The 24,909-nt window shown below is 35.1% G+C and carries 24 protein-coding genes and 1 other RNA gene; 19 read left to right on the forward strand and 6 right to left on the reverse strand.

All coding sequences use genetic code 11. From position 1 onward, the window contains the following. The first annotated feature begins 1 nt into the window (after position 1). From ES765_RS07540 to ES765_RS07600, 13 genes are all read left to right on the forward strand, one after another. Positions 2-1,273, forward strand: a complete 1,272-nt coding sequence (locus ES765_RS07540) for an adenylosuccinate synthase (RefSeq protein ID WP_138112824.1) — start codon at positions 2-4, stop codon at positions 1,271-1,273. A 137-nt stretch (positions 1,274-1,410) separates the two neighbouring features. After that, the gene (locus ES765_RS07545; RefSeq protein ID WP_138112826.1) at positions 1,411-2,208 is read left to right on the forward strand and encodes a DUF1080 domain-containing protein; all 798 of its coding nucleotides are present in this window, start codon (positions 1,411-1,413) and stop codon (positions 2,206-2,208) included. An 11-nt stretch (positions 2,209-2,219) separates the two neighbouring features. Beyond that, complete coding sequence (locus ES765_RS07550) at positions 2,220-3,656, forward strand: Gfo/Idh/MocA family protein (protein ID WP_138112827.1); 1,437 nt, start codon at positions 2,220-2,222, stop codon at positions 3,654-3,656. Positions 3,657-4,004: 348 nt separating this feature from the next. Beyond that, positions 4,005-4,316 carry a hypothetical protein gene (locus ES765_RS07555; protein ID WP_138112829.1) on the forward strand — a complete coding sequence of 104 codons (312 nt, stop codon included), beginning with the start codon at positions 4,005-4,007 and terminating at the stop codon, positions 4,314-4,316. Positions 4,317-4,339: 23 nt separating this feature from the next. Further along, a complete protein-coding gene (locus ES765_RS07560; RefSeq protein ID WP_138112831.1) occupies positions 4,340-4,609 on the forward strand; it encodes a ThuA domain-containing protein in 270 nt (89 codons plus the stop codon). A gap of 80 nt (positions 4,610-4,689) precedes the next feature. Then, positions 4,690-6,384 (forward strand): OstA-like protein, encoded by a 1,695-nt coding sequence (locus ES765_RS07565; protein ID WP_138112901.1) that lies wholly within the window; start codon positions 4,690-4,692, stop codon positions 6,382-6,384. Positions 6,385-6,393: 9 nt separating this feature from the next. Then, a complete protein-coding gene (locus ES765_RS07570; protein ID WP_138112833.1) occupies positions 6,394-7,569 on the forward strand; it encodes an aspartate aminotransferase family protein in 1,176 nt (391 codons plus the stop codon). Positions 7,570-7,671: 102 nt separating this feature from the next. Further along, positions 7,672-9,075, forward strand: coding sequence for a tetratricopeptide repeat protein (locus ES765_RS07575; protein ID WP_138112835.1), 1,404 nt, complete (start codon positions 7,672-7,674; stop codon positions 9,073-9,075). 17 nt (positions 9,076-9,092) lie between these two features. Continuing rightward, a complete protein-coding gene (locus ES765_RS07580; protein ID WP_138112837.1) occupies positions 9,093-10,007 on the forward strand; it encodes a DUF368 domain-containing protein in 915 nt (304 codons plus the stop codon). Between the two features lie 12 nt (positions 10,008-10,019). Then, positions 10,020-11,033 carry a DUF368 domain-containing protein gene (locus ES765_RS07585; protein ID WP_138112839.1) on the forward strand — a complete coding sequence of 338 codons (1,014 nt, stop codon included), beginning with the start codon at positions 10,020-10,022 and terminating at the stop codon, positions 11,031-11,033. Then, on the forward strand, positions 11,011-11,763 hold the full coding sequence (locus tag ES765_RS07590; protein ID WP_138112841.1) for a shikimate dehydrogenase family protein: 753 nt from the start codon (positions 11,011-11,013) through the stop codon (positions 11,761-11,763). The genes ES765_RS07585 and ES765_RS07590 overlap by 23 nt, the downstream gene beginning before the upstream one ends. A 150-nt stretch (positions 11,764-11,913) precedes the next feature. Next, positions 11,914-14,025 carry a DUF349 domain-containing protein gene (locus tag ES765_RS07595; protein ID WP_138112843.1) on the forward strand — a complete coding sequence of 704 codons (2,112 nt, stop codon included), beginning with the start codon at positions 11,914-11,916 and terminating at the stop codon, positions 14,023-14,025. A gap of 88 nt (positions 14,026-14,113) precedes the next feature. Then, positions 14,114-14,437 (forward strand): hypothetical protein, encoded by a 324-nt coding sequence (locus ES765_RS07600; protein ID WP_138112845.1) that lies wholly within the window; start codon positions 14,114-14,116, stop codon positions 14,435-14,437. A 48-nt stretch (positions 14,438-14,485) separates the two neighbouring features. On the opposite strand, the gene rny is transcribed toward ES765_RS07600, so the two are convergent. The 4 genes from rny to ES765_RS07620 all read right to left on the reverse strand — a co-directional run bounded on the left by rny (position 14,486) and on the right by ES765_RS07620 (position 16,870). Next, positions 14,486-16,054: a ribonuclease Y gene (rny, locus tag ES765_RS07605; RefSeq protein WP_138112847.1), complete on the reverse strand. Its 1,569-nt coding sequence runs from the start codon at positions 16,052-16,054 to the stop codon at positions 14,486-14,488. A gap of 49 nt (positions 16,055-16,103) precedes the next feature. Further along, positions 16,104-16,214, reverse strand: a non-coding RNA gene (gene ssrS, locus ES765_RS07610) — 6S RNA. 56 nt (positions 16,215-16,270) lie between these two features. After that, a complete protein-coding gene (locus tag ES765_RS07615) occupies positions 16,271-16,567 on the reverse strand; it encodes a cell division protein ZapA (protein ID WP_138112849.1) in 297 nt (98 codons plus the stop codon). 12 nt (positions 16,568-16,579) lie between these two features. Continuing rightward, on the reverse strand, positions 16,580-16,870 hold the full coding sequence (locus tag ES765_RS07620) for a hypothetical protein (RefSeq protein ID WP_138112851.1): 291 nt from the start codon (positions 16,868-16,870) through the stop codon (positions 16,580-16,582). Positions 16,871-17,064: 194 nt separating this feature from the next. On the opposite strand from ES765_RS07620, the gene ES765_RS07625 reads away from it, so the two are divergent. From ES765_RS07625 to ES765_RS07635, 3 genes are read left to right on the forward strand one after another with little or no spacing between them, the layout of a single operon-like run. After that, positions 17,065-18,756 carry a M23 family metallopeptidase gene (locus ES765_RS07625; protein WP_138112853.1) on the forward strand — a complete coding sequence of 564 codons (1,692 nt, stop codon included), beginning with the start codon at positions 17,065-17,067 and terminating at the stop codon, positions 18,754-18,756. Between the two features lie 5 nt (positions 18,757-18,761). After that, positions 18,762-21,227 (forward strand): TonB-dependent receptor plug domain-containing protein, encoded by a 2,466-nt coding sequence (locus ES765_RS07630; protein WP_249356274.1) that lies wholly within the window; start codon positions 18,762-18,764, stop codon positions 21,225-21,227. Positions 21,228-21,236: 9 nt separating this feature from the next. Beyond that, on the forward strand, positions 21,237-21,890 hold the full coding sequence (locus ES765_RS07635) for a hypothetical protein (protein ID WP_138112857.1): 654 nt from the start codon (positions 21,237-21,239) through the stop codon (positions 21,888-21,890). 1 nt (position 21,891) lies between these two features. On the opposite strand, the gene ES765_RS07640 is transcribed toward ES765_RS07635, so the two are convergent. Continuing rightward, a complete protein-coding gene (locus tag ES765_RS07640; protein ID WP_138112859.1) occupies positions 21,892-23,040 on the reverse strand; it encodes a cysteine desulfurase family protein in 1,149 nt (382 codons plus the stop codon). 112 nt (positions 23,041-23,152) lie between these two features. Here ES765_RS07640 and ES765_RS07645 point away from each other — a divergent pair, with 112 nt between their 5' ends. Further along, positions 23,153-23,656 (forward strand): hypothetical protein, encoded by a 504-nt coding sequence (locus ES765_RS07645; RefSeq protein ID WP_138112861.1) that lies wholly within the window; start codon positions 23,153-23,155, stop codon positions 23,654-23,656. Position 23,657: 1 nt separating this feature from the next. Here ES765_RS07645 and ES765_RS07650 read toward each other — a convergent pair whose 3' ends face one another. After that, on the reverse strand, positions 23,658-24,200 hold the full coding sequence (locus ES765_RS07650; RefSeq protein WP_138112863.1) for a Smr/MutS family protein: 543 nt from the start codon (positions 24,198-24,200) through the stop codon (positions 23,658-23,660). Between the two features lie 60 nt (positions 24,201-24,260). On the opposite strand from ES765_RS07650, the gene ES765_RS07655 reads away from it, so the two are divergent. Further along, positions 24,261-24,566 carry a DUF2752 domain-containing protein gene (locus ES765_RS07655; RefSeq protein ID WP_138112865.1) on the forward strand — a complete coding sequence of 102 codons (306 nt, stop codon included), beginning with the start codon at positions 24,261-24,263 and terminating at the stop codon, positions 24,564-24,566. A gap of 15 nt (positions 24,567-24,581) precedes the next feature. Beyond that, positions 24,582-24,908: a CCC motif membrane protein gene (locus ES765_RS07660; RefSeq protein ID WP_138112867.1), complete on the forward strand. Its 327-nt coding sequence runs from the start codon at positions 24,582-24,584 to the stop codon at positions 24,906-24,908. The last annotated feature ends 1 nt before the right edge of the window (position 24,909 follow it).

The following is a 24,909-nucleotide window of genomic DNA, read 5'->3' on the forward strand; positions in this document are numbered from 1 at the left end:
GATGGCAGTAGATTTATTGTTAGGCCTACAATGGGGTGACGAAGGAAAGGGAAAAATCGTAGATGTATTAACCGCAAATTATGACATTATTGCTCGCTTTCAAGGTGGGCCAAATGCTGGTCATACTTTAGAATTCGATGGAATAAAGCATGTATTGCATACCATACCTTCAGGTATTTTTCATAAAAATGCAGTTAACATAGTGGGTAACGGTGTAGTTATCGACCCCGTTATTTTTAAAAAAGAATTGGATGCCTTGAAGAAATTCAATTTAGATATCAAATCCAAATTATTCATTTCTAGAAAAGCACATTTAATTCTACCTACTCATCGTTTGTTAGATGCTGCTTCTGAAGCTTCTAAAGGAAAAGCAAAAATTGGCTCTACCTTAAAAGGAATCGGTCCTACTTATATGGATAAGACCGGTAGAAATGGAATGCGTATAGGAGATTTAGAACTAAGTGATTGGAAGGAAAAATACCGTAGCCTTGCAAATAAGCATGAGGCCATGATTAGCTTTTACAATGTAGATATTCAATATGACCTTGCAGAATTGGAAGCTGATTTCTTCAAAGCGGTTACAGAGCTTAAAGAGCTAACCTTTATTGATAGTGAAGAATATTTGTATCAAGCACAAAAGCAAGGTAAAAAAATATTAGCCGAAGGTGCACAAGGTTCTTTATTAGATATTGATTTTGGAACATATCCTTTTGTAACTTCTTCCAATACTACTGCAGCTGGCGCCTGTACAGGCTTAGGCGTAGCGCCAAACCAAATAGGTGAGGTAAAAGGAATATTTAAGGCTTATACTACAAGAGTAGGCAGTGGCCCTTTCCCAACAGAACTATTTGATGAGGATGGTGAGACTATGGGTCGTGCTGGCAATGAATTTGGCGCAACAACCGGTAGACCAAGACGTTGTGGTTGGTTAGATTTGGTAGCTTTGAAATATGCTGTTCGTATTAACGGCGTTACCGAATTGATGATGATGAAAGGTGATGTTCTAAGCGGATTTGAAAAATTAAAGATATGTACTGCTTACAGCTATAAAGGTGAAATAATTGAACATTTCCCTTACAATATTGAACCTGAAAATGTTACTCCGGTTTATACAGAAATGAACGGATGGAAAGAAGATTTGACAAAGATGACTTCTGCAGATCAATTACCCAAAACATTGAACGATTATATCGATTTTCTAGAAAAGGAATTAGAAGTTCCTATTAAAATTGTTTCTGTAGGGCCAGATAGGACACAAACAATCCATAGATAAATATTTAGCAATGTTAATAGGTTGTTCGGCTAACAGGAATGGCGATATAGGGAAATACCTTTATCGCCATTCTTTTTTTTTGTACTTTAGGTTCCTTGCGAAATATACATTCGCACGACTAAAACGAAATTGAAAGAATGAAAAAATCAACGTACCCTATTATAATCCTATTTCTATTTTTTACAGTTTCCTGTAAAATGGAAAACGATAAAAAAGTAGATACCAAAACCCCTAGTGAGGAGAAGACTGAAGGTGAATGGATATCCTTGTTCGATGGCAAAACCACGAAGGGCTGGCGGGCCTACAATGGAAAAGAATTACCCCCAGGTTGGATAGCAAAAAATGGTGAATTGACGTTTGATACTGAATTGGGTATGGAACAAGATTACACTGGCGGAACAGACATTATTTACGGAGTTGAAGAGTTTGATAACTTTGAACTTTACTTGGAATGGAAACTACCAAAAGGAGGCAATAGTGGCGTTTTTTACCACCTGAAAGAGGGCTATGACTCCCCTCCAGAAGTTTCCCCTGAATACCAATTAATAGATGATGAAAACTATGCTAGCATTCATGATATAACAGATTATAATTTAGGTTTAGGGTACACTGAAAAACCAGAAGAATTAAAACCTCTTCAACAAACCGCATCAGATTATGCGATGCACGCCGCGGACCCTAATGGTAAAATTTTACATCCTGTAGGGAAATGGAATACTACCAGAATAGTATTTACACCAGAGCAGGTAGAGCACTGGTTGAACGGAAAAAAAGTAGTATCTTTTGTACCTTGGGATGATGCTTGGTACGAAAAAAAGAATTCAGACAAATGGAAGAATAGTGAAGATTATGGAAAGTATAAAACTGGATACATAGGCTTTCAAGACCATTCAAGTCCAATTTGGTTCCGTAACATAAAAATTAAAAAATTATAATAACCACACCAATGAATAAAAGAGATTTTTTAAAAAACGCAGCGGCTTTGTCCACATTTGTATTGTTACCATCCGGACTATGGTCTTGTAAAGGGGAAGAAAAGAAATTAACCAGATTACGCACTGCACACATTGGTGTTGGTAATATGGGAGCTGCTGATCTTGAAGCTATATCTTCACATCAAAAAGTTGATGTTACAGCGCTGTGCGATGTTGACGCCAATAATTTGGCTGCAGCAAAGAAACTACACCCAAATGCCAAAACATATGCAGATTATAGGGTAATGTTAAAGGAAATGGGCGACGATATTGATGCTGTTGTTGTTTCTACACCAGATCACAGCCATGCACCAGCTTCAATGATGGCGATGGAAATGGATAAACCAGTCTATTGTCAAAAACCACTTACGCATTATGTTTCTGAAGCTAGAGCAATGAAAAAGCTAGCTGCAGATAAAGGGTTAGTTACTCAAATGGGAATTCAAGTACATTCTTTTTATGATTATAAATTGGCTACACTTTTAATTCAATCGGGTATTATTGGAAAAGTTCATACGGTTCGTGCCTGGTCACCAAAAGACTGGGGATATGATGGCCCTGAACCTAAAGGCAAAGACCCTATTCCAGAAACTTTAGATTGGAACCTATGGCTCGGTACTTCAGCAGAAAGACCCTATAAGGAAGGTGTTTATCATCCTGGTAATTGGAGGCAATTAGTTGATTATGGTTGTGGTACTTTAGGAGACATGGGAGTACATATTTTTGACACACCTTACAATGCACTCGATTTAGAAGTTCCAATGACCATTAAAAACGAATGTAGGGAACCAAACGGATTCGGCTTTCCACAAAATAACGTAGTAACCTACGAATTTCCACAAACCAATTACACCACCGAAACATTAAAATGGGTATGGTATGATGGGCCTGGAGCACCAAAAGACCATGAAGAATTAAAATTGCCTGGTGCCGATTCTATGGAAACTTCAACAGATGATTCCAATGCTTCTTTAGAAGATAAGATGTCCCTTGAGACCAAAATAACTAGCGAAGGTTCATTACCTGAACAAGGCGCAATGTTTATTGGAGAAAAAGGACGATTATTATTGCCTCATTTTATGGAGCTACCAAAGAAAATTGTGGATGGTGAATATGTAGATATATCAGCAGAGATTGAAGCGGTTGGAAAAGCAAATAATATGGGCGAACCAATTCGTAATTATGAAACTGAAGGACAAAAACATTATCACCAATTTGTAGATGCTTGTTTAGGTACCGATGAAACCACGGCTCCTTTTTCCTATGCATCAAGACTTACCGAAACAATACTATTAGGTGTAATTGCAGGCAGATTCCCTAATCAAGTTTTACATTGGGACAGTGAAAATGCTAAATTCGCTGAAGATGAAGCAAACGCCTATTTAGAAGGTGAGTATAGAAATTTCTAAAAATCCATTTTAAAAATCACAAAAACCACTTTCGAGTGGTTTTTTTATATCCATATTTAAAGGAAAATTAATTCCAACCAATTAGCGAACCATGAAAATATTTTACAATTACAACCTATTCAGACTGGCTTTACTATGTATTCCTTGTTTTTTCATTGTTAGCTGTACTCATATTAAAGAACCAATAATAACCGTAAAACCTCATTCTTCCTTAGTCTTAATAGGAAATAATTTAGGTTCGAGAATATTGAACTGCGGATTTAATGGTGATTTTCACGCGCTTTAGAAATCTACCGGAAAATGAGAGAAACTATATTACCGATTATGTAGAGTCTGGTAGGCCAATAGTTGGATTTAGAACAGCTAAACATACCTTCATGTAAAACTGACTCAACATTAGTTGAGTTTAATGAAGCATGGCCAGCGAAGGTATTCGGACAACAATGGATTAGACACCATGGCCATTTTGATGACGGTAAATTTCCGGTAACGAATATTTCAATCAAGGAAGGACAAAAAGACAATCCGATTTTAAATGGTTTTAATAAATTCGATGCATTTTCGTGGTTGTACCACGTAGATGGCGAGGATTGGAAACTTCAAGGAGACACAGTTCCCCTATTCTTCTGGGACATTCTACAAAATCACAACACCAAATAGATGGTGACCTTGATAAATTTTCATTGGACAACCCCGTAGCATGGACAAAGAGCTATACCGGGACATCAGGAATAAAAGCCAGAGTCTTTTTTACTACGCTGGGACATCCCTATGATTTTAAGATTCCTGAAGTACGCAAAATTACGATGAATGGAATTTTTTGGGCATTGGGAAAAGAAGGGGCTATTCCTGAAGATGGTGTAAATGTAATATTACATGAGCCTTTTTCACCTAACAATTCTGAATTTGGACAAAATTTCAAAAAAAATTTAAAACCAACACCTATACAATAGTTCTTTACTAAATGTATGCTAATAGTGTTATTCGCTCTATTATTTTATCCTATTTTTGAAAAAAAAATAGATTGAAAACCATTTGTTTATTCGTCCTATTATTTTTTGGACACTCTTTTATAGCTCACGCCCAAGAGAAGGATACTAAAGGAGAACCAAAACAAATCAATATTGTTTACGGCGCAAATTTCACTAAGAATGAAGTTGATTACCCAGGCGCATCTATCTTTAGTAAAGATGACCGTCAGGTACAATTTGAACATCAAGGTGCCGATCTTTGGTGTGATGTCGCTATTTACTACCAACGAGATAATCGGCTAGAGGCTATTGGGAATGTCATACTCAAACAAGGCGATTCCGTTCAAATGACCAGTAAAAAAATCAATTATTTAGGTGATATAAAGCTAGCCAAGGCTTGGGGAAATGTGGTATTGACCAATTCTGACATGACCTTAAAGACAGACACCTTACGTCTAGATAGAGAAAAACAGGAAGCTTATTACCAAGACAACGGTACTGTTATCGATTCTGCTAACACTTTAACTAGTAAGATTGGTACATACTTCATGGAATTAAAAAAATACCAATTTTTAGATAGTGTCCATATACAAAATCCCAAATACACTGTAGACTCCGAACAATTAGATTACTATCAAACCTCCAAAAACGCCTATATGTACGGGCCCTCCACAATTATTGGCGAGACGTATAAAATTTATTGCGAACGAGGGTTTTATGACACCAAAGTTGAAAGTGGTTATGGCATTAAGAATACGCGTATAGATTACAATAACCGTATTATTGAAGGTGATAGCGTCTATTTCAACAAGGTTAATGAGTTTGCATCTGCAACTAACAATATTACTGTTACTGATACTATAAACAAAGGCATTATTAGGGCTCATTATGCGGAGGTCTATAAAGCCAAAGATTCTGTTTTTGCAACTAGAAGAGCTGTTTCTATTTCTGTACAGCAACAAGATTCACTTTATGTTCACGGAGATACCTTGATGGTGACAGGTAAGCCTGAAGAACGTTTACTACGAGCATTTAGAAATGCTAAGTTTTACAAGACCAATTTAAGCGGAAAATGTGACAGCATTCATTCTGAACAAAAAACGGGTATTACCCAATTGATAAAAAATCCGATAATCTGGAACGGAGCCAATCAAATGACCGGTGACAGCATCCATCTTAAATCAAACTTAGAAACTGAACAATTAGACTCATTAAAAGTATTGGAAAATGCCTTTATTATTTCATTGGACAGTGTAAGTATGACAGGGTACAATCAAGCAAAGGGGATAAACTTGTTCGGACAATTTATTGAGAATGAACTTAAATTAATTGACCTGATTCAAAACACAGAAGTGGTTTATTACATGTACAATGATGATGATGAGCTAATAGGAATCGATAAAACGGTATGTAGTAAGATTCGTATTACCATGGCTGAAAATGATATAGAGGACTTAACCTTCTATACCGATCCCGATGGAGATATATTTCCAGAAAAAGACCTACCAGAGAACAGCAGAATCTTAAAAGGTTTTGTCTGGCGTGGCGATGAACGTATATTAACAAAAGAAGATATTTTTGATGAAGACGACAATAACTTAGAACTTGTGGTTATTAAAGGAATAGACAATCCTATTGATATCGATGCCGAGGAGCAACAACGCAGTCAAAATGAGACGGATCCGATAAATAATATTCCCGATAAAAATAAAGCTGTTGACCCTAAAAAGTCAAGCAAAGCTAAGAAAGTGAAGTAATAATTTCACATGAAAAACGACTTTTTAAAATATCAGGCGCAAACCTCACCCTATCCTTTAGGTATGGAAATTTCACATGCAAAAGGAAGTTACATTTACGACACCAAGGGTAATGCACATTTAGATTTTGTAGCGGGTATATCTGCTTGTACGTTGGGCCATTGTCACCAAGAAGTTGTAACCGCTATACAAGAGCAGACAGAAAAATATATGCACGTTATGGTGTATGGCGAGTATGTACAATCACCAGCCACGAACTACACAAAATTATTAGCGGAGAATTTACCAGATCCGTTAGAGGTCACTTATCTTGTAAATTCGGGCACTGAAGCTATAGAAGGCGCTCTGAAGCTAGCTCGTAGATTTACAGGACGGTCTCAAATTATAGCTGCTAAAACCGCCTATCATGGAAATACCATGGGAAGTTTAAGCCTAATGGACTTTGAAGAACGTAAAAGTGTTTTTAGACCGCTACTCCCAGATATTTATCACATAACGTTTAATAAGAAGAAAGACTTAGAGAAGATTACCACTAAAACTGCCTGTGTTATTTTAGAAACTATACAAGGTGGCGCTGGTTTTATTGAGCCCAAAAATGATTACTTACAAAAAGTAAGAAAGCGTTGTACTGCAATGGGAGCATTGCTCATTCTTGACGAAATACAACCTGGTTTTGGGCGAACAGGAAAATTATTTGCCTTTGAAAATTACAACTGCATACCAGATATTTTGGTTATTGGAAAAGGAATGGCTTCAGGTATGCCAGTAGGTGCTTTTACCGCCAGTAAAGATATGATGGATTCTTTAAGTGAACATCCGAAAATGGGACATATCACTACTTTTGGTGGTCACCCTGTAATAGCGGCTTCTAGCCTTGCTACTTTAAAGGTGTTATTGAATACTTCATTGATTGAAGACACCTTAAAAAAGGAGGTGCTGTTTAGGGAACTTTTGATACATTCTAAAATAAAAGAAATACGAGGTAAAGGATTAATGTTGGCACTTATCATGGATTCACCAGAAACTGCAAACAATTTAGTATTGCGTGCAAGCGAGGAAAAACTAATCTTATTTTGGCTCTTATTTGAAAACAAGGCTGTGAGAATCACCCCTCCTCTTACAATTTCGGAAGAAGAAATACGACGAGGTTGCGCCACAATACTCAAGGTTTTAAATGGAATGTAACACGATGTTGTTAACTAATTTGTTAATAATATAGACACTATTACAGGCTGAGACCTCATTCAAACGCTTACTTTTAAATATCTAGAAAAACCAAAAGTTCCTATGGCGTTAGAATCTAACGATAAACCGGACAAACCTATTACCAAATTTGAATCAATGCTCAAGACAGACGATGTCTATTTCTTTGATGCAGAAGATTTTGAGGATATTGTACACCACTATTTAAATCATGGAAAAATCTCTTTGGCAAAAAAAGGGATTAAAATTGGGTTACAACAACATCCTGATTCTATAGAATTAAAATTGCTTCAAGTAGAGGTTATGGTTTTTGAAAACCAAATGGAAAAAGCAGAAATGCTATTAGATGAGTTACAGCTTTTAGACCATCAGAATGAAGAAATTTATATTCAGCGCGCTAACATATATTCCAAGCAAGACAATCATGAAGCTGCAATTCAATTATTGCAAAGAGCCTTAACTATTACTTCGAACAGTTTTGACATTTACAGCCTTTTAGGTATGGAATATCTGTTTATAGATAACTTTAAACAGGCGAAAGAAAGCTTTATGAAATGCGTTGAGTTTGATGAGCAAGATTACTCATCACTTTACAACGTAATATATTGTTTTGAATTTTTGGAAGAGTACGATGGTGCTATCATCTATCTGAATGAATACTTAGAGAAAAATCCGTTTTGTGAAGTTGCATGGCATCAGTTAGGGAAGCAATATTATTATAAAGAGATGTTTACCGAGGCTCTGGCAGCTTTTGATTTTGCCATTATATCCGATGATACTTTTATTGGCGCATATTTTGAAAAGGGTAAGGTGCTTGAAAAGCTAGGTAGATATAAAGAGGCCATTGAAAATTACGAAACCACAATTTCTATAGAAGATCCTACATCACATGCATTTTTAAGAATAGGGAAATGCTATGAAAAATTGAAGGATACTGAAATGGCAAAATACTATTTCTATCAAACCGTACACGAAGACCCATTGCTGGATAAAGGCTGGCTGGCTATTACCAATTTGTATTTCAATACGAAAGATTATGAAAAAGCAGTCTACTATATTAATAAAGCTCTGAATATAGATGGTGAAAATCCATTATACTGGAAGAAATGTGCCCAAATTCATACTGCTTTACTCAACTATGACCAAGCTGATTTCGCATTCAAACAAGCTGTAGATTTGGGCAATTATGAATTAGACACGTGGTTAAAGTGGGCCGATGTAGTGCACACGAATGGAGAAACCATTACAGCTGTGCAAATTTTAGCACAAGGAAGGGAATTCTATCCTGAGAGTCTTGAACTATTATACAAATCTGTAGGGTTTCAACTTATCGCCGAAGACTTTATCAATGCAAGAATAACTTTGATGGATGCCTTGAAAATTGATAAGAATCAAAAAAAACTACATCTTTTCACCGATAAGTTTCCCGAATTCGGTAATTCTACTTGGACACAAGAAATTGTAAACAAATACAATAAAGCATCCTAGAAAAGGCTCTTCATTTCATGGAAAACAGAAAATTTAAAGACTACGTATTCATCACACTAAAAGGCATGGCCATGGGCATTGCAGAATTAGTACCTGGCGTATCAGGTGGTACAATTGCATTTGTTACCGGTATTTACGAAGAATTCATTACCTCTATAAACAATGTTAACCTACATACTTTAAAGGTGTTAAAGAATGAAGGATTTGTATCATTTTGGAAAAAACTAAACGGCAATTTTTTGGTTGCGCTTTTAGTTGGAATGTTGATTAGTATTTTTTCCTTATCAAAAGTTATAGCATGGTTATTAGAAGACCATCCAATTCCTACTTGGGCTTTCTTTTTTGGGTTAGTATTAGCAAGTGTAATCTTTGTTGCCAAGTCAATTAACCAATGGGGAGTATTGGCTATCTTCCTGTTTATAATAGGTACGGCTAGTGCATTTTACATCACCACACTTCCACCTTCAACAAGCACGGGTAGTCTACCGTTTATTTTCTTTTCTGGTGCAATAGCGATATGTGCTATGGTTTTACCCGGTATTTCTGGCTCATTTATTTTAGTCCTACTCGGTTCGTATAAGATTGTTTTAGAGGCAGTGAATGATAAGAACTTTAGTATTATACTAGCCTTTGCCTTTGGTGCTATTTTTGGTGTTTTAAGCTTTGCAAGAATTTTAAAATGGATGTTTACGAATTTTAAGGATGTCACCCTTGCTGTTTTAACAGGATTTATATTAGGCTCGCTAAATAAAATTTGGCCATGGAAAAATATAATCGAAATAATACAAATTGGAAAAAAGGAAATTATAATCAACGAGAATATCTCACCTTTCGCTTTTGTTGGTGACAATCAATTATCCTTTGCTATTGTGACCGCTATCATAGGTTTTTCACTTATTTTTATATTGGAGAAATCAGCTTTTAAGAAGTAAGCACAAACCTACATGAACGAACCTCGAACCTTTACCGATAAAATTTTCTTGGTCATTAAGGGGCTGTGTATGGGTACTGCAAATAAGGTTCCAGGTGTATCAGGTGGCATTGTTGCTTTTGTTGGAGGGTTTTACGAAGAATTCATCTATTCGCTACAAAAAATAAATATAAAAGCATTTAAGCTACTCATCAGTGGCAGACTTAAAAGTTTCTACCGATATGTAAATGGTTCATTTCTGACCCTTCTCATTTTTGGGATGCTAGTAAGCTATTTTAGTATCTCTAAAATATTAGATTACTTTTTAGTAAAGCGAGAACTATTTGTTTGGGCTACATTTTTCGGAATGATTTTAGGTTCTATTTACTATATAGGCAAAGACTTTGATTATTGGAAGAAAAAAACTTTTACAGCTGCAATCATTGGCTTAGGGGTAGGTATTGCCATAAGTTTTTTAAGTCCAGCAAAAGAAAATGATAATTTAATATTCATTTTTATTTGTGGTATGATTAGTGTCTCCGGCATGACATTGCCAGGTCTTTCTGGCTCATTTATTCTAATATTATTAGGCAACTATGTGTTGCTATTAGTAGATTCGGTCAATGCCCTGTACGATACATTCTTAGAATTAATAGTAGGAGACTTTAGTTTTACGTCAAATACAGAACGACTACACACATTAAAGATTTTAGTTGTATTCACTTTAGGTTCAGCGACAGGTCTCGTTACATTATCGCATTTATTAAGCTATGTTCTAAAGTATTATAAGCACATAACAACTGCCATCATTCTAGGGTTTATTACGGGATCGTTGGGTGTCGTTTGGCCTTGGAAAAAAACAATTTATAAAACTGGTTTAACAGGAGAAGTTCTTTTGGATTCAAACCAAAAACGAGTCATAATGAACTATGAGCGTTTTCTACCAGATATGACAATAACAGAAAACTGGATCGCAATTTTCTTTATAATAATGGGTATTTGTATCTTACTACTTTTAGATTGGTATGGAAAAAATAGAAAAAAATAAATTCGATTTTGGTTTGGTAGGTAGAAACATTTCCTACTCATTTTCAAGAGGATATTTCAAAAGAAAATTCAATGAATTAGGATTGATTAACCATTCTTACGAAAACTTTGACTTAGAGTCAATAGCTGAATTACCTGCTGTATTTAGGAATAAAAGCAATGTAATAGGTCTGAACGTCACCATACCCTATAAAGAGGAAGTATTACCATTTCTAGACCATATTGATGACTCCGCACGAAAAATAGGTGCTGTAAACACCATAAAAATTGATGGAAACGGCTTAACGGGATTCAACACCGATGCTTATGGTTTTAAAAACTCCCTAAAACCTCATTTAAAAGAACATCATAAAAAAGCCTTGATTTTAGGAACGGGAGGAGCTTCGAAAGCCATTGCATTCGTTCTCGAAGAGCTAGGCATTACATTCTCCTTTGTATCAAGAAGTGGTAAAAAAGATGGTTTTACGTATAATGAATTGACTGATAGTATTATCTCGGAGTACACCTTAATTATCAATTGCTCACCTGTGGGAACCTTTCCTAACATCGAAGAAAAGCCCGCAATCCCTTATCATAAAATCAATGGGAACCATCTACTTTTCGATCTTATCTACAATCCAGAAGAATCTGCCTTTTTATCAGCTGGAAAAACTAATGGGGCAACCATATGTAATGGGTTAAGAATGTTAGAGTTACAAGCCGAAAAGGCTTGGGAAATATGGAACAACTAAATTCAACAGAATACTGTTATTAGAATTATAGTAACGAAGCCCATAAAATTGAACCCACAAAAGTCTTAGGTCCCATTACGCTAAAAAGAACCTGCATTACTTTGCAATTATAGGGGTAGTCACTATCTTGTAAGCATATAATAAAGGATTATGTCTGAGGATAAGGAACAACAAATACCCGAAAGTTTAACGGATGAAAAGGCTCTAATTAAAGCCGCCGATAGTGTCGTGGAGGACACCGTAGAACTAAATGAAAATTTAGTAGAATCAATCGATACAACAGAAAATACTACTGTTGTAGAAGAAATCGATGATTCGAATGTTGAGGAGACTAGAGAACTTACTGATAATTCAGTAGAGTCAAAAGCTGTCGAATCAACCCCTACGATAGAAGTTACTACTGTTGAATCAGATGTTCTAGAAGAAATTGATGATTCGAATGCTGAGGATGCCGAAGATGCAGACACAGTAAAAAGACATGAAATTCCTATGCCAGATTATAATGAAATGAGCATGGAAAACTTGGTGGGCGAATTACAGCGACTGGTTAAGAACGAAAAGGTTCAAGCCATTAGAAAACATGTCGACATCATTAAAGATGAGTTCAATCAAAAATTCGATGAATTTTTAGAAGAAAAAAAAGAAGAGTTTCTTTCAAATGGAGGTAATGAAATTGATTTTAGATATAATTCTGTTGACAAAAGACAGTTCAATGAAGTATACTCCGATTATAGAGACAAGAGAAACCAACATTATAAAAGTTTAGAAAAAAGTCATAAAGAAAATCTCACTTATCGTTTAGATCTTATTGAAAATCTAAAGGCTTTAGTAAACGTAGAAGAAGATATTAACACTACGTATAACAACTTTAAGGATATACAGGCTAAATGGCGACATGCAGGGCCAATACCTAAGGCAGACTATAATAATGTTTGGAAAACATATCATCACCATATTGAAATTTTCTATGATTTTTTAAATATAAATAGAGAATTAAGAGACCTCGATTTTAAGCATAATTTAGAAGAGAAAGGTAAAATAGTTACTAGAGCAGAAGAACTTGCGCAAGAACCAGATTTGAACCGTGCCTTTAGAGAGTTACAGGTATTACACAAAATTTGGAAAGAAGACTTAGGTCCGGTTGGTAAAGATCACCGTGAAGATATCTGGGACCGATTTAGTGCAGCTACAAAAACGATTCACGAAAGAAGACAAGATTATTTTAAAAATCTTGATAAAATAAAAGAGGAAAATTTAGAACTTAAAAATACCATCATTGAAGAAATAAAAAGCATTTCTATAAATGTTTCAGGTAATCATGGTACTTTACAACAACAGATAAAAAAGATAGAAGAACTAAGAGAAGCTTTTTTCAAAGCTGGGCAAGTTCCTCAAAAAGTAAATTCTAGAACATGGAATTCTTTCAAGGGAGCCGTTCGAGATTTTAATCAAAATAAAAATGCTTTCTACAAGAATTTAAAAAAGGAGCAGCAAGAAAACCTTGATAAAAAAAGAGTATTACTAGACCTCGCCATCTCACTTAAAGACAGTGAAGATTTTGATGATACGACTTCTGAAATGAAACGTATACAGGGCGAATGGAAGAAAATCGGACATGTACCTCGCAAATATTCTGATAAGATTTGGAAGGATTTTAAAAATGCCTGTAACCATTATTTTGATAGACTCAATGCGCTTAAGAACGACGCTTTCAAAGAGGAAGAAGAAAATTTTAAACAAAAAGAAGCCTGCTTAGAGGAACTAAAAGAGTTTAAATTAAGTGGCGATCAAGCTAAGGATTTAGCTTCAATTAAAAAATTTACCGAAGACTGGAAACAATTTGGAAGGGTCCCTTTCAAAAGAAAAAGTATTAATCAAAAGTTCGATAAAATTATTGATGTATTGTTTCATAAAGCTGGCGTAAGCAAACAAGAATCAGAGCTGTTGAAATACGGTAACAAAATTCAGCAGCTTACAACTAATGACAATCAAGAACGGGCGATTCAAAATGAACGTGCTTTCATTCGGAAAAAGATTGATGAGAGTACTACTGAAATAAGGCAGTTAGAAAACAATTTGGAATTTTTCTCAAATGCTTCAGAGAGCAATCCACTGGTAAAAGATGTAATCAAAAGAGTACATCAGCACAAAGAATCATTAGCTGCCTGGAATGGAAAATTGAAGAAACTGAATATCTTAAAAAACAACTTAGAGAAAGATGTTGAAGAAGATGAAAATTCCTCAGAAGAGGAATCTTCATAAATCGGTTGATCTACATATATTTTAGGAATAATAGACTAAGTTCAAGCATTTGTACTGCTTTTTATATTCCTACTATTATAGTCTAGTTATGAGGCAATTAGTTGTAATCGTAATGCTTCTCTTTACCTACTGGAATGGTAAAATAGATAGTTCGACGTACATAGGAGTCATTGAACATCAAGATTCGTTAAAAGTCAACGCATTTATTGTTCTAAAGAATCATTGCAATAGCTGTCACAAAATAAAGCGAAAGGCCTCAGTATTTACTTTAAAAAATATGACCCGTTATTCAAACGCTATTAATCAACAGGTGTTCATCAAAAGAAGAATGCCCAAAGGAAGAACAAACAGGTTAGCTAAAACCCAGGAAGAAACCTTGAAAATATGGTTATCATCTTTAAAAAACCCATAAAAAAAAGCCTCTAATTAGAGGCTTTTTTTTATGGGTTAACTTATGAAACTACTTAGCTACATTAACAGCTCTTGTCTCTCGAATAACAGTAACTTTTACTTGACCCGGATATGTCATATCCGTTTGTATTTTTTGTGAAATTTCAAAAGATAATTGAGAAGCTCTATCATCTGTCACTTTTTCACTCTCTACAATAACACGTAGCTCTCTACCTGCCTGTATTGCATAGGCTTTCTGTACTCCACTAAAACCAAAGGCGACTTCCTCTAAGTCTTTTAAACGTTGTATGTAAGAATCTAATACCTGCCGTCTTGCTCCTGGTCTTGCGCCACTGATTGCATCACAAACCTGAACTATAGGTGCTATGAGTGTCTTCATCTCTATTTCATCGTGGTGGGCACCAATTGCATTACAGACTTCTTCTTTTTCACCAAATTTTTCGGCCCATTGCATCCCTAAAATTGCGTGAGGCGTTTCTACCTCATTTTCGGTATTTGGCACTTTACCAATATCATGCAATAAACCAGCACGTTTGGCGATTTTAGGATTAAGCCCTAACTCAGATGCCATTACACCACAAAGTTTTGCAACCTCTCTTGAGTGTTGCAATAAATTCTGTCCGTATGAAGAACGATATTTCATTCTACCTACCGCACGTATCAATTCCGGATGTAATCCATGAACACCTAAATCAATAACCGTACGTTTACCAATCTCAACTATTTCAGCTTCAATTTGCTTCTCGGTCTTTTTTACAATTTCCTCTATTCTTGCAGGATGTATTCTTCCATCTGTAACCAATTTATGAAGAGATAATCTAGCAACTTCTCTACGTACGGAATCAAAACAAGATAGAATAATAGCCTCTGGGGTATCGTCTACAATGATTTCAACACCTGTAGCAGCTTCTAATGCTCTAATATTTCTACCTTCCCTACCAATGATTCTACCTTTAACATCATCAGATTCAATATTAAAAACAGAAACACAGTTTTCTACCGCCTCCTCTGTGCCAATTCGTTGAATTGTATTGATAATAATTTTACGGGCTTCTTGATGTGCCGTCAACTTCGATTCTTCTACCGTAGCCTGAATATAGGCCATGGCATCAGATTTTGCAGTTTCTTTCAAACTCTCTACCAACTGGTTCTTAGCATCGTCTGCAGACAAACCAGAAATCACTTCTAATTGTTGAATTTGACTCTTATGCATTTTATCCAAATCTTCACGGCGCTTTTCGAACAGTTCTATTTTCTGCTCTACCTCTTTTAATTTACCATCTAAATGAGAATTCATTTGCTTGTTTCTAGCAAGCTCGCTGCTCACTTGAGATTCTTTATCTCTTGTGCGTTTATCAGCCTCATTTATTTTTTTATCCTTCCCATTTATAACCTTTTCATGCTCAGCTTTTAATTCTAAAAACTTTTCCTTAGCCTGTAAAATCTTTTCCTTTTTTACATTCTCTCCCTCCGTATTCGCATCCTTTAGTATGCGCAGAGCATCCTTTTTTGCATTTATTATGGTTTTAGAGGCTTTCCCTTTTTCCAGAAATTTTGCTATCGCAAAACCAATTGCCAGCCCAACTATTGCGGCAATAATTATCATTGTACTATCCATAGTGTAAATTATTATTAAAAAAAAAGCCCACATTGGAGAAGTTTTGATCAAACTCCGGTAAACAGGTTTAGGGCTAACAGACTGATCAAGGATCCCTATACGAGTAGGGCTTGCTTTTACAATCTAAACTCACCCTTTTTAAAGAAAATAAATGTTGAGTTTGTCAAAAGGTATTACCAATGTGGGCAGTAACTTAATATATTTAAAAGAACGTGTTTATTTCATAGCTAATTTAGAATGCACCAAATCATCAAGCGCTTGTAAACGCTCTTCTGCTTCTTTGGTACCTTCTGTTTGCTCAATGCCGTTTTGTTCAATTTTTGACGCAAACTGCAAGGCACACATTGCCAATACATCTTGTTTGTCTCTAACTGCATAATTCTGCTCAAATTTCTTTGCCAACTGTTCTATATTCTTAGCGGCTTTTCGCAAGCCTTCTTCTTGCGCCGGATCAATGGTCAATGGATAGACCCTGTCTGCAATTGAAAGTTTGATTTTGAGCTTATCTGACATATTATATAAACATTATTCCGACAATTGAGCTATACAATGGTCCAATTCTCGTATCAATGTATTTATTTTAAGCTTAGCTTCTGTTTTATTGGTATTACTGCCTAGCATTGAATTTGCAAGTTTGAGTGAATTATATCTCTCTTCCCACTCAGAAACCGTTTTACTTGCGTTTTCTTGAGAGGATTTAATGTTCACCAATTCCTTTTCCAACTGCATATTAGCATTGTTCAAAACATCAAGCTTATGTAACAATTTACTAATTTTATTTTCTAAAGAATCAACGATTTTAATCAACTCGCCCATACATCAAAGTCAATGCGATTTACACAAAGTTAACATAGATTCGATGACTTCGCAATAGTTTTATGAAATATTCGTAAATGAGTACTACTTAAATTGATAATCGAATATGTAACAGGTCTTTATTAAAATTTTAGCGTATGCAACTTAAGAGAAGTGTTATTGATTAATTATTTTCGCACTATTGCTATCTAACTATGAGAAAAATACCCCTTGTACTGCTATTATTATTTTGTTCTGCACTGTTTGGTCAGGAAGAATATCCTAAAGATGCCTTTAATCCTCCCATGGATATCCCTATAATATTGGCCGGAACTTTTGGCGAACTTCGTTCAAATCACTTTCATTCTGGTGTTGATATTAAAACACAACAACGGGAAGGTATACCGGTATTGTCAATTGGTGATGGTACTATAACCCGAATTAAAGTTTCTTTATGGGGTTATGGAAAGGTGTTGTACATAGCACATCCAAACGGTTATACTTCTGTGTATGGACATCTTCAAAAATTTTCTCCTTCAGTAGAAGCCTATATAAAAAAACTTCAATACCATAAAAAATCATTTGAAGTTGAAGTATTCCCAGATTATGGGGAATTGAAAGTTGAAAAAGGGGAACTAATTGCCTATAGCGGAAACACAGGAGGCTCTGCAGGACCTCATCTACATTTTGAAATAAGAAGTAGCATATCAGAAAAACCCACCAATCCCTTATTATATGGTCTTGATGTGGCCGATGCCACTAACCCTACTCTTGAGAAACTTTTTATTTATCCGTTGACAGAAAAATCACATGTCAATAGAAATCAAGAAAGAACACAAATCAACTTTAGCAGACAAAGCGATGGAACTTATTTAGCAGATAAGGTTACTGCTCTTGGAAATATAGGTGTTGGTTTTATTGGATTTGACCGGCTAGATATGGCGGCTAATAAAAATGGTGTTTATTCGGTAGAGTTAAATGTAAATGGTAAAATCTACTCACTTTATGATTTCGAAGCCTTCTCTTTTGGCGAAACTAGATATATTAATACCCTAGTCGATTATGATTATTTAGGTAGGTATAGACAACGAATACAGAAAAGCTTTAAATCGCCAGGTAATTATTTAAGTATATATAACGAATTGTATAATAATGGAAAGATTCAAATAAATGAAGGGCTTAGTTATACCGTTAAATTAATTATAATGGATTATGCCGGAAACAAAGTTGAACTTACCATACCGGTAGAAGGCGTTACCAACAGTTCAGTAAATACCAAAGAGAAGAAGACCACAGAAAATTACGTAGTCGCCAAAAAACCGAACAACTATGATTTGGATGGGGCTAAAGTGTATTTTCCAACCAACACCTTCTATGAAGATTTTTACATTGATTTAAAAAAAGGTAAGGATACTGTAACCATTCATAACAATACCGTACCAGCCCATAGAAATTTCACCATTACTTTTGATACATCTAAATACCCCAAAGATGTGCAAAAACAATTATTCATTGCTAGACTAAACAATAAATTACAACCGTATTACACCAATACCTATAAGCGTGGTGACGTATTTACAGCACGTACTAGAAATTTAGGAACGTATACCTTAGCTAGGGATTCAGTAGCACCTACTATTCGAACTAAAAATTTCAAGGAAAAGCAGTGGTTAAACAACTATAAATATCTAAGTGTGCAAATAGCAGATGACCTTAGTGGTGTAGATACGTATTCAGCAACCCTAAATGGCGAGTGGATTCTAATGGAGTATGAGCCTAAGCACAATACATTAACATATAACTTTGACGATAAGATAGTAGACCAAACACAATGTGTCCTTAAAGTTACCGTTACAGATAATGTAGGCAATGAAAACACCCTAACTACCTCATTTTACAGAAAATAACATCGTTGAGATTTAATACTATTCTGGGCCTTTTCATATTGTTGTGCAATGCTATAGGCTTTGCGCAGAATGCCACTATCACGGGTATTATTCTAGATGACAAAAATCAACCCTTGGCCGACGTCAATATTTCAACAGGTAGCTTAGGGGCTACAACCAATTCTGTTGGATTCTATTTACTTGAAATAATTGCCGATAAAGAGAATACTTTTGTTTTCTCTCATATCGCACACAAAGATGTGGTTCTCGAAAATTTGGTATTGACCACCAATGAAACGTTTGAATTCAATCCTGTACTAAAAAAAAATACCATTCAAATAGATGGAGTTACCGTATCTGCAAATGGTAAAAAAACGGCAGATAATATTTTAAATATTTCACCCGAAGCAATTCGAAAGATTCCAGGTGCAAATTCCGGTGTTGAGACTATTTTAAAATTGTTGCCAGGTGTTTCTTCCAATAACGAACTTAGCACCCAATATGCAGTAAGAGGTGGTAATTATGATGAGAATCTAGTATATGTAAACGAAATAGAGGTCTATAGACCATTTCTAATACGTTCTGCACAACAAGAGGGTCTTAGCTTTGTAAATAGTGACCTTGTTCAGGATGTAAAGTTTTCAGCAGGTGGCTTCCAAGCGAAATATGGAGATAAAATGGCTTCCGTTTTAGATATTAAGTATAAAACTCCGAGTCATTTTTCACTTCGTACTGACTTGAGTTTTCTCGGTGCTAGCGCAAGTTTAGAAACGGTTTCTAAAAATAAAAAATTAAGCAGTGTATCTGGTATTCGTTATAGAAACAATTCATTGCTTGTGAATAGCCAGCAGACACAGAGTAACTTTAATCCAGCTTTTACCGATGTTCAAAGTTACCTAACCTATCGTTTCTCATCAAAATTCCATCTTAATTTCTTAGGTAATATAGCGGTGAATGACTACACCAATGAGCCTTTGAATAGGCAGACTAATTTTGGGACTTTAGATAATCCGCGAGCATTAATTGTTTATTATGAAGGTGTTGAAAAAAATAGATATAATACAGCTTTAGGTGCCTTAAAAGGAACTTATTTTTTAAATCAAAATACGACCCTAAAACTTATTTCATCAATTTACCAAACTACAGAAGAAGAATACTCAGATGTGATTGCTTCCTATGAATTGGGGGAGGTTGACAACAATTTAGGGAGTGACACTGCCGGTGAAGTGCTTACATCTCGTGGAATCGGATCTCAATTTAACCGTACCCGAAATGACTTAGATGCACTTATCGCCAACATAGAACATAAGGGTTTACATACCGTTAACAATTCTGTCTTGGAATGGGGTGCAAAATACACGCATGAAGATATTCGTGATCAACTTAGGGAATCTGAATTTATAGACTCCTCCGGTTATTCTATTCGACCGCCAAGATTTGAATTCATCAATAATCAACCCTCAGAACCATTTGAAGCTCCTTTGGTGTCTTATAATGGTGTAAATGCTTTAAACTTAGTGAAGACCAATCGATTTTCCGGTTATATACAATTAGGCACACAACACACTTGGAACGATGCTGATATTTATTATAATCTAGGCGTACGTTCTCATCATTGGACAGTTAGTGGAACAGATATCAATAAAGTTTCCCAAACCGTATTTAGCCCAAGAATTCAATTTGCTATAAAACCCGACTGGAAAAAAGATATGCTATTTCGAATTTCAACAGGGCTTTATCATCAACCACCATTTTACAGAGAACTTAGGGATAGTTCAGGAACTGTAAATTCTGATGTTAAAGCACAGAAAGCTTTTCACCTTGTAGCAGGCATTGAATACAGTTTTCTACTTTGGGACAGACCTTTTAAATTAATCAGCGAAGCCTATTATAAAAAATTAGAAAATGTAAATCCGTATACATTAGAAGATGTACGCATACGTTATTCTGCCAATAATGACACAAAGGCTTATGTTTATGGTGCCGAACTGAGAATGAATGGAGCGTTTGTACCAGGCACAGAATCATGGATTAGTATTGGTTATTTAAAAGCAGAGGAAAATAGAAATAACCAAGGGTACATTGCCAGGCCAACAGATCAACGCCTTAAAATGGCAATTCTTTTTCAAGATTATATTCCGACTATTCCAGATTTAAAAATGTATTTGAATTTGGTGTATCAAACCGGTGTTCCTGGCGGTTCACCTAGTTATGCCGATCCTTATATTTTTCAGAATAGATTAAGAGATTATAAACGTGCAGATTTAGGAATTTCCTATATTTTTGCAAGTAAGGATAAACAATATCCAGTAACACATTGGCTACACTCCTTTAAAGAGTTGAGTTTTGGTTTTGAAATTTTCAATTTATTTAATAATCAAAATTCAATAACGAATACCTGGGTGAGAGATGCGGACAGCAAAAATGAATATGCAGTTCCCAATTATCTTACATCAAGAGTATTAAATTTAAGGTTGGGAATACGCCTTTAAAAACTTCAAATGAAAAGACTATTTTCCTTTTTTATATTGCTTTCTAGCTTAACTGTAATTGCACAGAAAAACATTTATGAAAGCCCAAATTTCGATGATTTAAGCGCAGACCATAATGTATTGGCCATACTACCATTTCTAACTAATTTGGACCTTAATGAAACGGCCTCCAAATCAGATCAAAAAAGGCTAGAAGAGAATGAGGGTTATGCAGTACAAAACGCATTAGAAACCTATTTTTCTGAACGGAGTAAAAAGAAAAAACTACCTGTTCAATTCCAAAATATAAAGAATACAACCGCTATTCTTGCACAGAATTATATTACGTATGACAATATTGATATTTACACCACAAAACAACTAAGTGACATTTTAGGTGTAGATGGTATTATAAGTGGAACCTTGGATTTAAATATTTTATTGTCTAATGGGGTTCCTACAGAATTTAGCTTTACAGATTATTTCTCAGGTGGAGCAAACTATGGTCGTATTGGAATAAAAATAAGTGATGGCGACTCTGGTAGATTACTATGGAAATACGAAAAGGAAATCACCAAGAAGACCGGTAAAAACACGACAGATCTTATTGACCGAATGATGAAATTGGCCATTCGTAAATTTCCGTATGAAAGAGAACGGAAACGAGACCGAAATAAAAATTAAGTTACGCTTCGATTATATCTTTTAAAACACCAATGGTATAATCAATATCTTTTTCAGTAGTATAGGTAGAGAATGAAAAGCGAATAGATGGCTTTTTCATATCTTCTTTAGATAAAATTTGGGTCAGAACATGTGACCCTGCATCGCTACCAGATTGACAAGCACTACCCTTAGAACAGGCGATTCCTTTAATGTCTAGAGAAAACAAAAGCATTATGGCTTTATCTTCAGAAATTGGCAAGCACACATTAACCAATGTATAGGTGCTTTTCTCCATATCACCTGAATGTCCATTAAATTTAGCGCCTGGAATTTCCTTATTTACCTTATCAATAAAATACTGTTTAATACCCTCCACATACTTTTGTTCCTCTTCTAAGTACTTATATGCATGCACAAAAGCCTCCTCTAAACCAACAATATTATGAAAAGATTCTGTACCAGCTCTTAGGCCTCGCTCTTGAGAACCACCAGAAATCATACAGCTTAATCCAGAATTTTTTCTGATAAATGCAAACCCTATACCTTTTGGTCCATGAAACTTGTGAGCCGCTGCAGCTAAAAAATCGATAGGGAATGCTTTTACATCCCAATTATAATGACCAAGAGATTGTACGGTATCAGAATGTACTAAAGCACCGTATTTTTTTGATAAAAGGGTAATCTCTTCTAAATCTATTTTATTTCCAATTTCATTATTCACATGCATTAAACTCACCAGCTTCTTAGAGTCATCCTTTTGAAGTAATTCCTCTAAATGGGTTAAGTCAGGATTTCCAAATCCATCTAAATTCACATAATCCAATTCTATTAAACCGTTTTGTTCCAACTCTTCAACAGTATGCAAAACAGCATGATGTTCTATTTTGGTGGTAATAATAGTTTTTACATCTAAATCACGCACTGCACATCTAATAATCATGTTATCAGCTTCTGTGCCACCAGAGGTAAAGATTATTTCAGAAGGTTGTGCATTTATGTACTTAGCTATCGTTTTTCTAGCACTTTCAATGGCCGTTTTGGCGGTTCTACCAAAACTATGCGTAGAGGAAGGATTTCCATATGAATTGGTCAAGGCATCCTGCATTTTTGATATAACCGTTGAATGAACTTGTGTCGTTGCTGCGTTATCTAAATATACTTGTTTCATATAAGCGTGCTATGATAAATAAAGGACAAAAATAGCCCAAATAAAGTTAATTTACCCATAAATGAAAGCCTTGCTAACAAAGGATTTATAATTTTTAAATTAAATTTGGCCTATGAAAAAATACCTTATAATTGGTTGTTCACTTTTGCTATTTGGTTGTGATGATGGTAATTTACAAATTGAAACAGTTGATTTCGATAGTATAACAGATGTACAAAATTGTGGTACATTGTCGGTATCGACATCGAATGTGTTATTCAAAATTAATGGCGATGAGTCTCTTATTGTAACCTTGCCAAGTGGACTTTTGACAAATGAAATATCTACAACCGATAAGGAAAGTATAGTGCCTGATAATTCTCAAATCAGTTACCGTATTTTTTCTGAAAATGTAACCAGTGCATATTTCTGCGATGCTCCACCCCCATTAACACCAACTGTTATGGAAGAAATTGAGGCTAAAGGCGGATCTGTAATTATCACTACTACGACTACCGACAGCGTTACATTTACACATACGATTAGGTTAAGTGGTGTTTCATTTTTAAATGAAAATGGAAGCAGAATTACCGATTTACAAGTAAATGAATTTGGTACGGTAATTACTGGAGGTTAATTTAATGATTTTGAAAAATATAAACTTCGGTTGCCCCTAACCCATATTTTTGATATTCAGCATCATAATACTTTAAATTGTCATATTTACCAAACATATAACCAAGTTCCTCTTTCAATATTCCTTCTCCTACCCCATGAATAAAAACAACCTTTTGAATTTTTTTGCTGATTGCAAATTCTAACTGCCGTTTAGCTGTATCTAATTGTAGGTTTAGCATTTCATATTTACCCAGTTGCTTGGGGTTTTTCACGAGTTGATTTATATGTAAGTCTACCTCCATCTTAGGTGCCGTTCGCTCTTTTGTTTTGACTGCACCCGTATTTTTACGCTTTGGTGATTCTTTTTCTTTCTTTATCTGGGCAATTTCAAAATTCGAAACATGAATTTCATTTGACATGCACACCAATTCATGATCCGAAAAAGTTAATGGAAACCCATCATCACTTAACAGTGTAATTAGTTCTCCATTAATTGATTCAATAACGCCCTTTATAACGTCATCAACTGTTTCTACCCTATCACCTATCTTAAATTGAGACATGTTTTTATTTTGTAGGTACAAAAATAATGGTAATTTTCCGACTTATAATTTAATTTAAAAATGCGATTGAAGGCGTTGTTTATTATTTTAGGATTGGATAATTATATGTTACCCTGTTTTACAAAACAAATAATTGGGATAGATTGCCCTGGGTGTGGTCTACAACGCTCTGCATTGTTTTTATTGAAAGGCGAATTTTGGGCCGCATTTGAAATGTACCCAGCTATTTATCCGATGATGTTATTATTTGGGTTTTTAGGTATCAATAAATTATTCCCATTTAAATATTCAAATACAATTACGATTACACTTATGATTAGCACCGTGGGTATTCTATTGACCAATTACATTTTAAAATTCATCTAACTAAACCTTTAAATTATGGAACAACAAAAATTACCTAATGGTACGCTTATTATTGTATTGGGCATTTTCGGCTATTTATGTTGCTGCTTCGCAGGACTAGGTATTATTCCTTCTGCAATAGCATTTTATTTAGCTACTAAATCAGAACAATTATATAAAGAAAACCCTGAGTTATATGAGAACTACAGCCAAATCAAAACAGGTAAAATAGTATCCTTAATTGCTTTAATTTTGTGCGCATTAATGGTTGTCAGATTAATTTATGTCTTGACTACAAGTGATTGGGATACCCTAATGGAACAACAGCAGGAAATGATGGAGCAATGGGGAATTGAACAATAAA

It is taken from the genome of Maribacter sp. ACAM166, assembly GCF_005771495.1.
Classification (GTDB): domain Bacteria; phylum Bacteroidota; class Bacteroidia; order Flavobacteriales; family Flavobacteriaceae; genus Maribacter.

Bases quoted from the DNA above. Each gene is read 5' to 3' on its own strand.
- ES765_RS07540 (WP_138112824.1), top strand. From the start codon at position 2: ATGGCAGTAGATTTATTGTTAGGCCTACAATGGGGTGACGAAGGAAAG.
- ES765_RS07545 (WP_138112826.1), top strand. From the start codon at position 1,411: ATGAAAAAATCAACGTACCCTATTATAATCCTATTTCTATTTTTTACA.
- ES765_RS07550 (WP_138112827.1), top strand. From the start codon at position 2,220: ATGAATAAAAGAGATTTTTTAAAAAACGCAGCGGCTTTGTCCACATTT.
- ES765_RS07570 (WP_138112833.1), top strand. From the start codon at position 6,394: ATGAAAAACGACTTTTTAAAATATCAGGCGCAAACCTCACCCTATCCT.
- ES765_RS07575 (WP_138112835.1), top strand. From the start codon at position 7,672: ATGGCGTTAGAATCTAACGATAAACCGGACAAACCTATTACCAAATTT.
- ES765_RS07580 (WP_138112837.1), top strand. From the start codon at position 9,093: ATGGAAAACAGAAAATTTAAAGACTACGTATTCATCACACTAAAAGGC.
- ES765_RS07585 (WP_138112839.1), top strand. From the start codon at position 10,020: ATGAACGAACCTCGAACCTTTACCGATAAAATTTTCTTGGTCATTAAG.
- ES765_RS07590 (WP_138112841.1), top strand. From the start codon at position 11,011: ATGGAAAAAATAGAAAAAAATAAATTCGATTTTGGTTTGGTAGGTAGA.
- ES765_RS07595 (WP_138112843.1), top strand. From the start codon at position 11,914: ATGTCTGAGGATAAGGAACAACAAATACCCGAAAGTTTAACGGATGAA.
- ES765_RS07600 (WP_138112845.1), top strand. From the start codon at position 14,114: ATGAGGCAATTAGTTGTAATCGTAATGCTTCTCTTTACCTACTGGAAT.
- rny (WP_138112847.1), bottom strand. From the start codon at position 16,054: ATGGATAGTACAATGATAATTATTGCCGCAATAGTTGGGCTGGCAATT.
- ES765_RS07615 (WP_138112849.1), bottom strand. From the start codon at position 16,567: ATGTCAGATAAGCTCAAAATCAAACTTTCAATTGCAGACAGGGTCTAT.
- ES765_RS07620 (WP_138112851.1), bottom strand. From the start codon at position 16,870: ATGGGCGAGTTGATTAAAATCGTTGATTCTTTAGAAAATAAAATTAGT.
- ES765_RS07625 (WP_138112853.1), top strand. From the start codon at position 17,065: ATGAGAAAAATACCCCTTGTACTGCTATTATTATTTTGTTCTGCACTG.
- ES765_RS07635 (WP_138112857.1), top strand. From the start codon at position 21,237: ATGAAAAGACTATTTTCCTTTTTTATATTGCTTTCTAGCTTAACTGTA.
- ES765_RS07640 (WP_138112859.1), bottom strand. From the start codon at position 23,040: ATGAAACAAGTATATTTAGATAACGCAGCAACGACACAAGTTCATTCA.
- ES765_RS07645 (WP_138112861.1), top strand. From the start codon at position 23,153: ATGAAAAAATACCTTATAATTGGTTGTTCACTTTTGCTATTTGGTTGT.
- ES765_RS07650 (WP_138112863.1), bottom strand. From the start codon at position 24,200: ATGTCTCAATTTAAGATAGGTGATAGGGTAGAAACAGTTGATGACGTT.
- ES765_RS07655 (WP_138112865.1), top strand. From the start codon at position 24,261: ATGCGATTGAAGGCGTTGTTTATTATTTTAGGATTGGATAATTATATG.
- ES765_RS07660 (WP_138112867.1), top strand. From the start codon at position 24,582: ATGGAACAACAAAAATTACCTAATGGTACGCTTATTATTGTATTGGGC.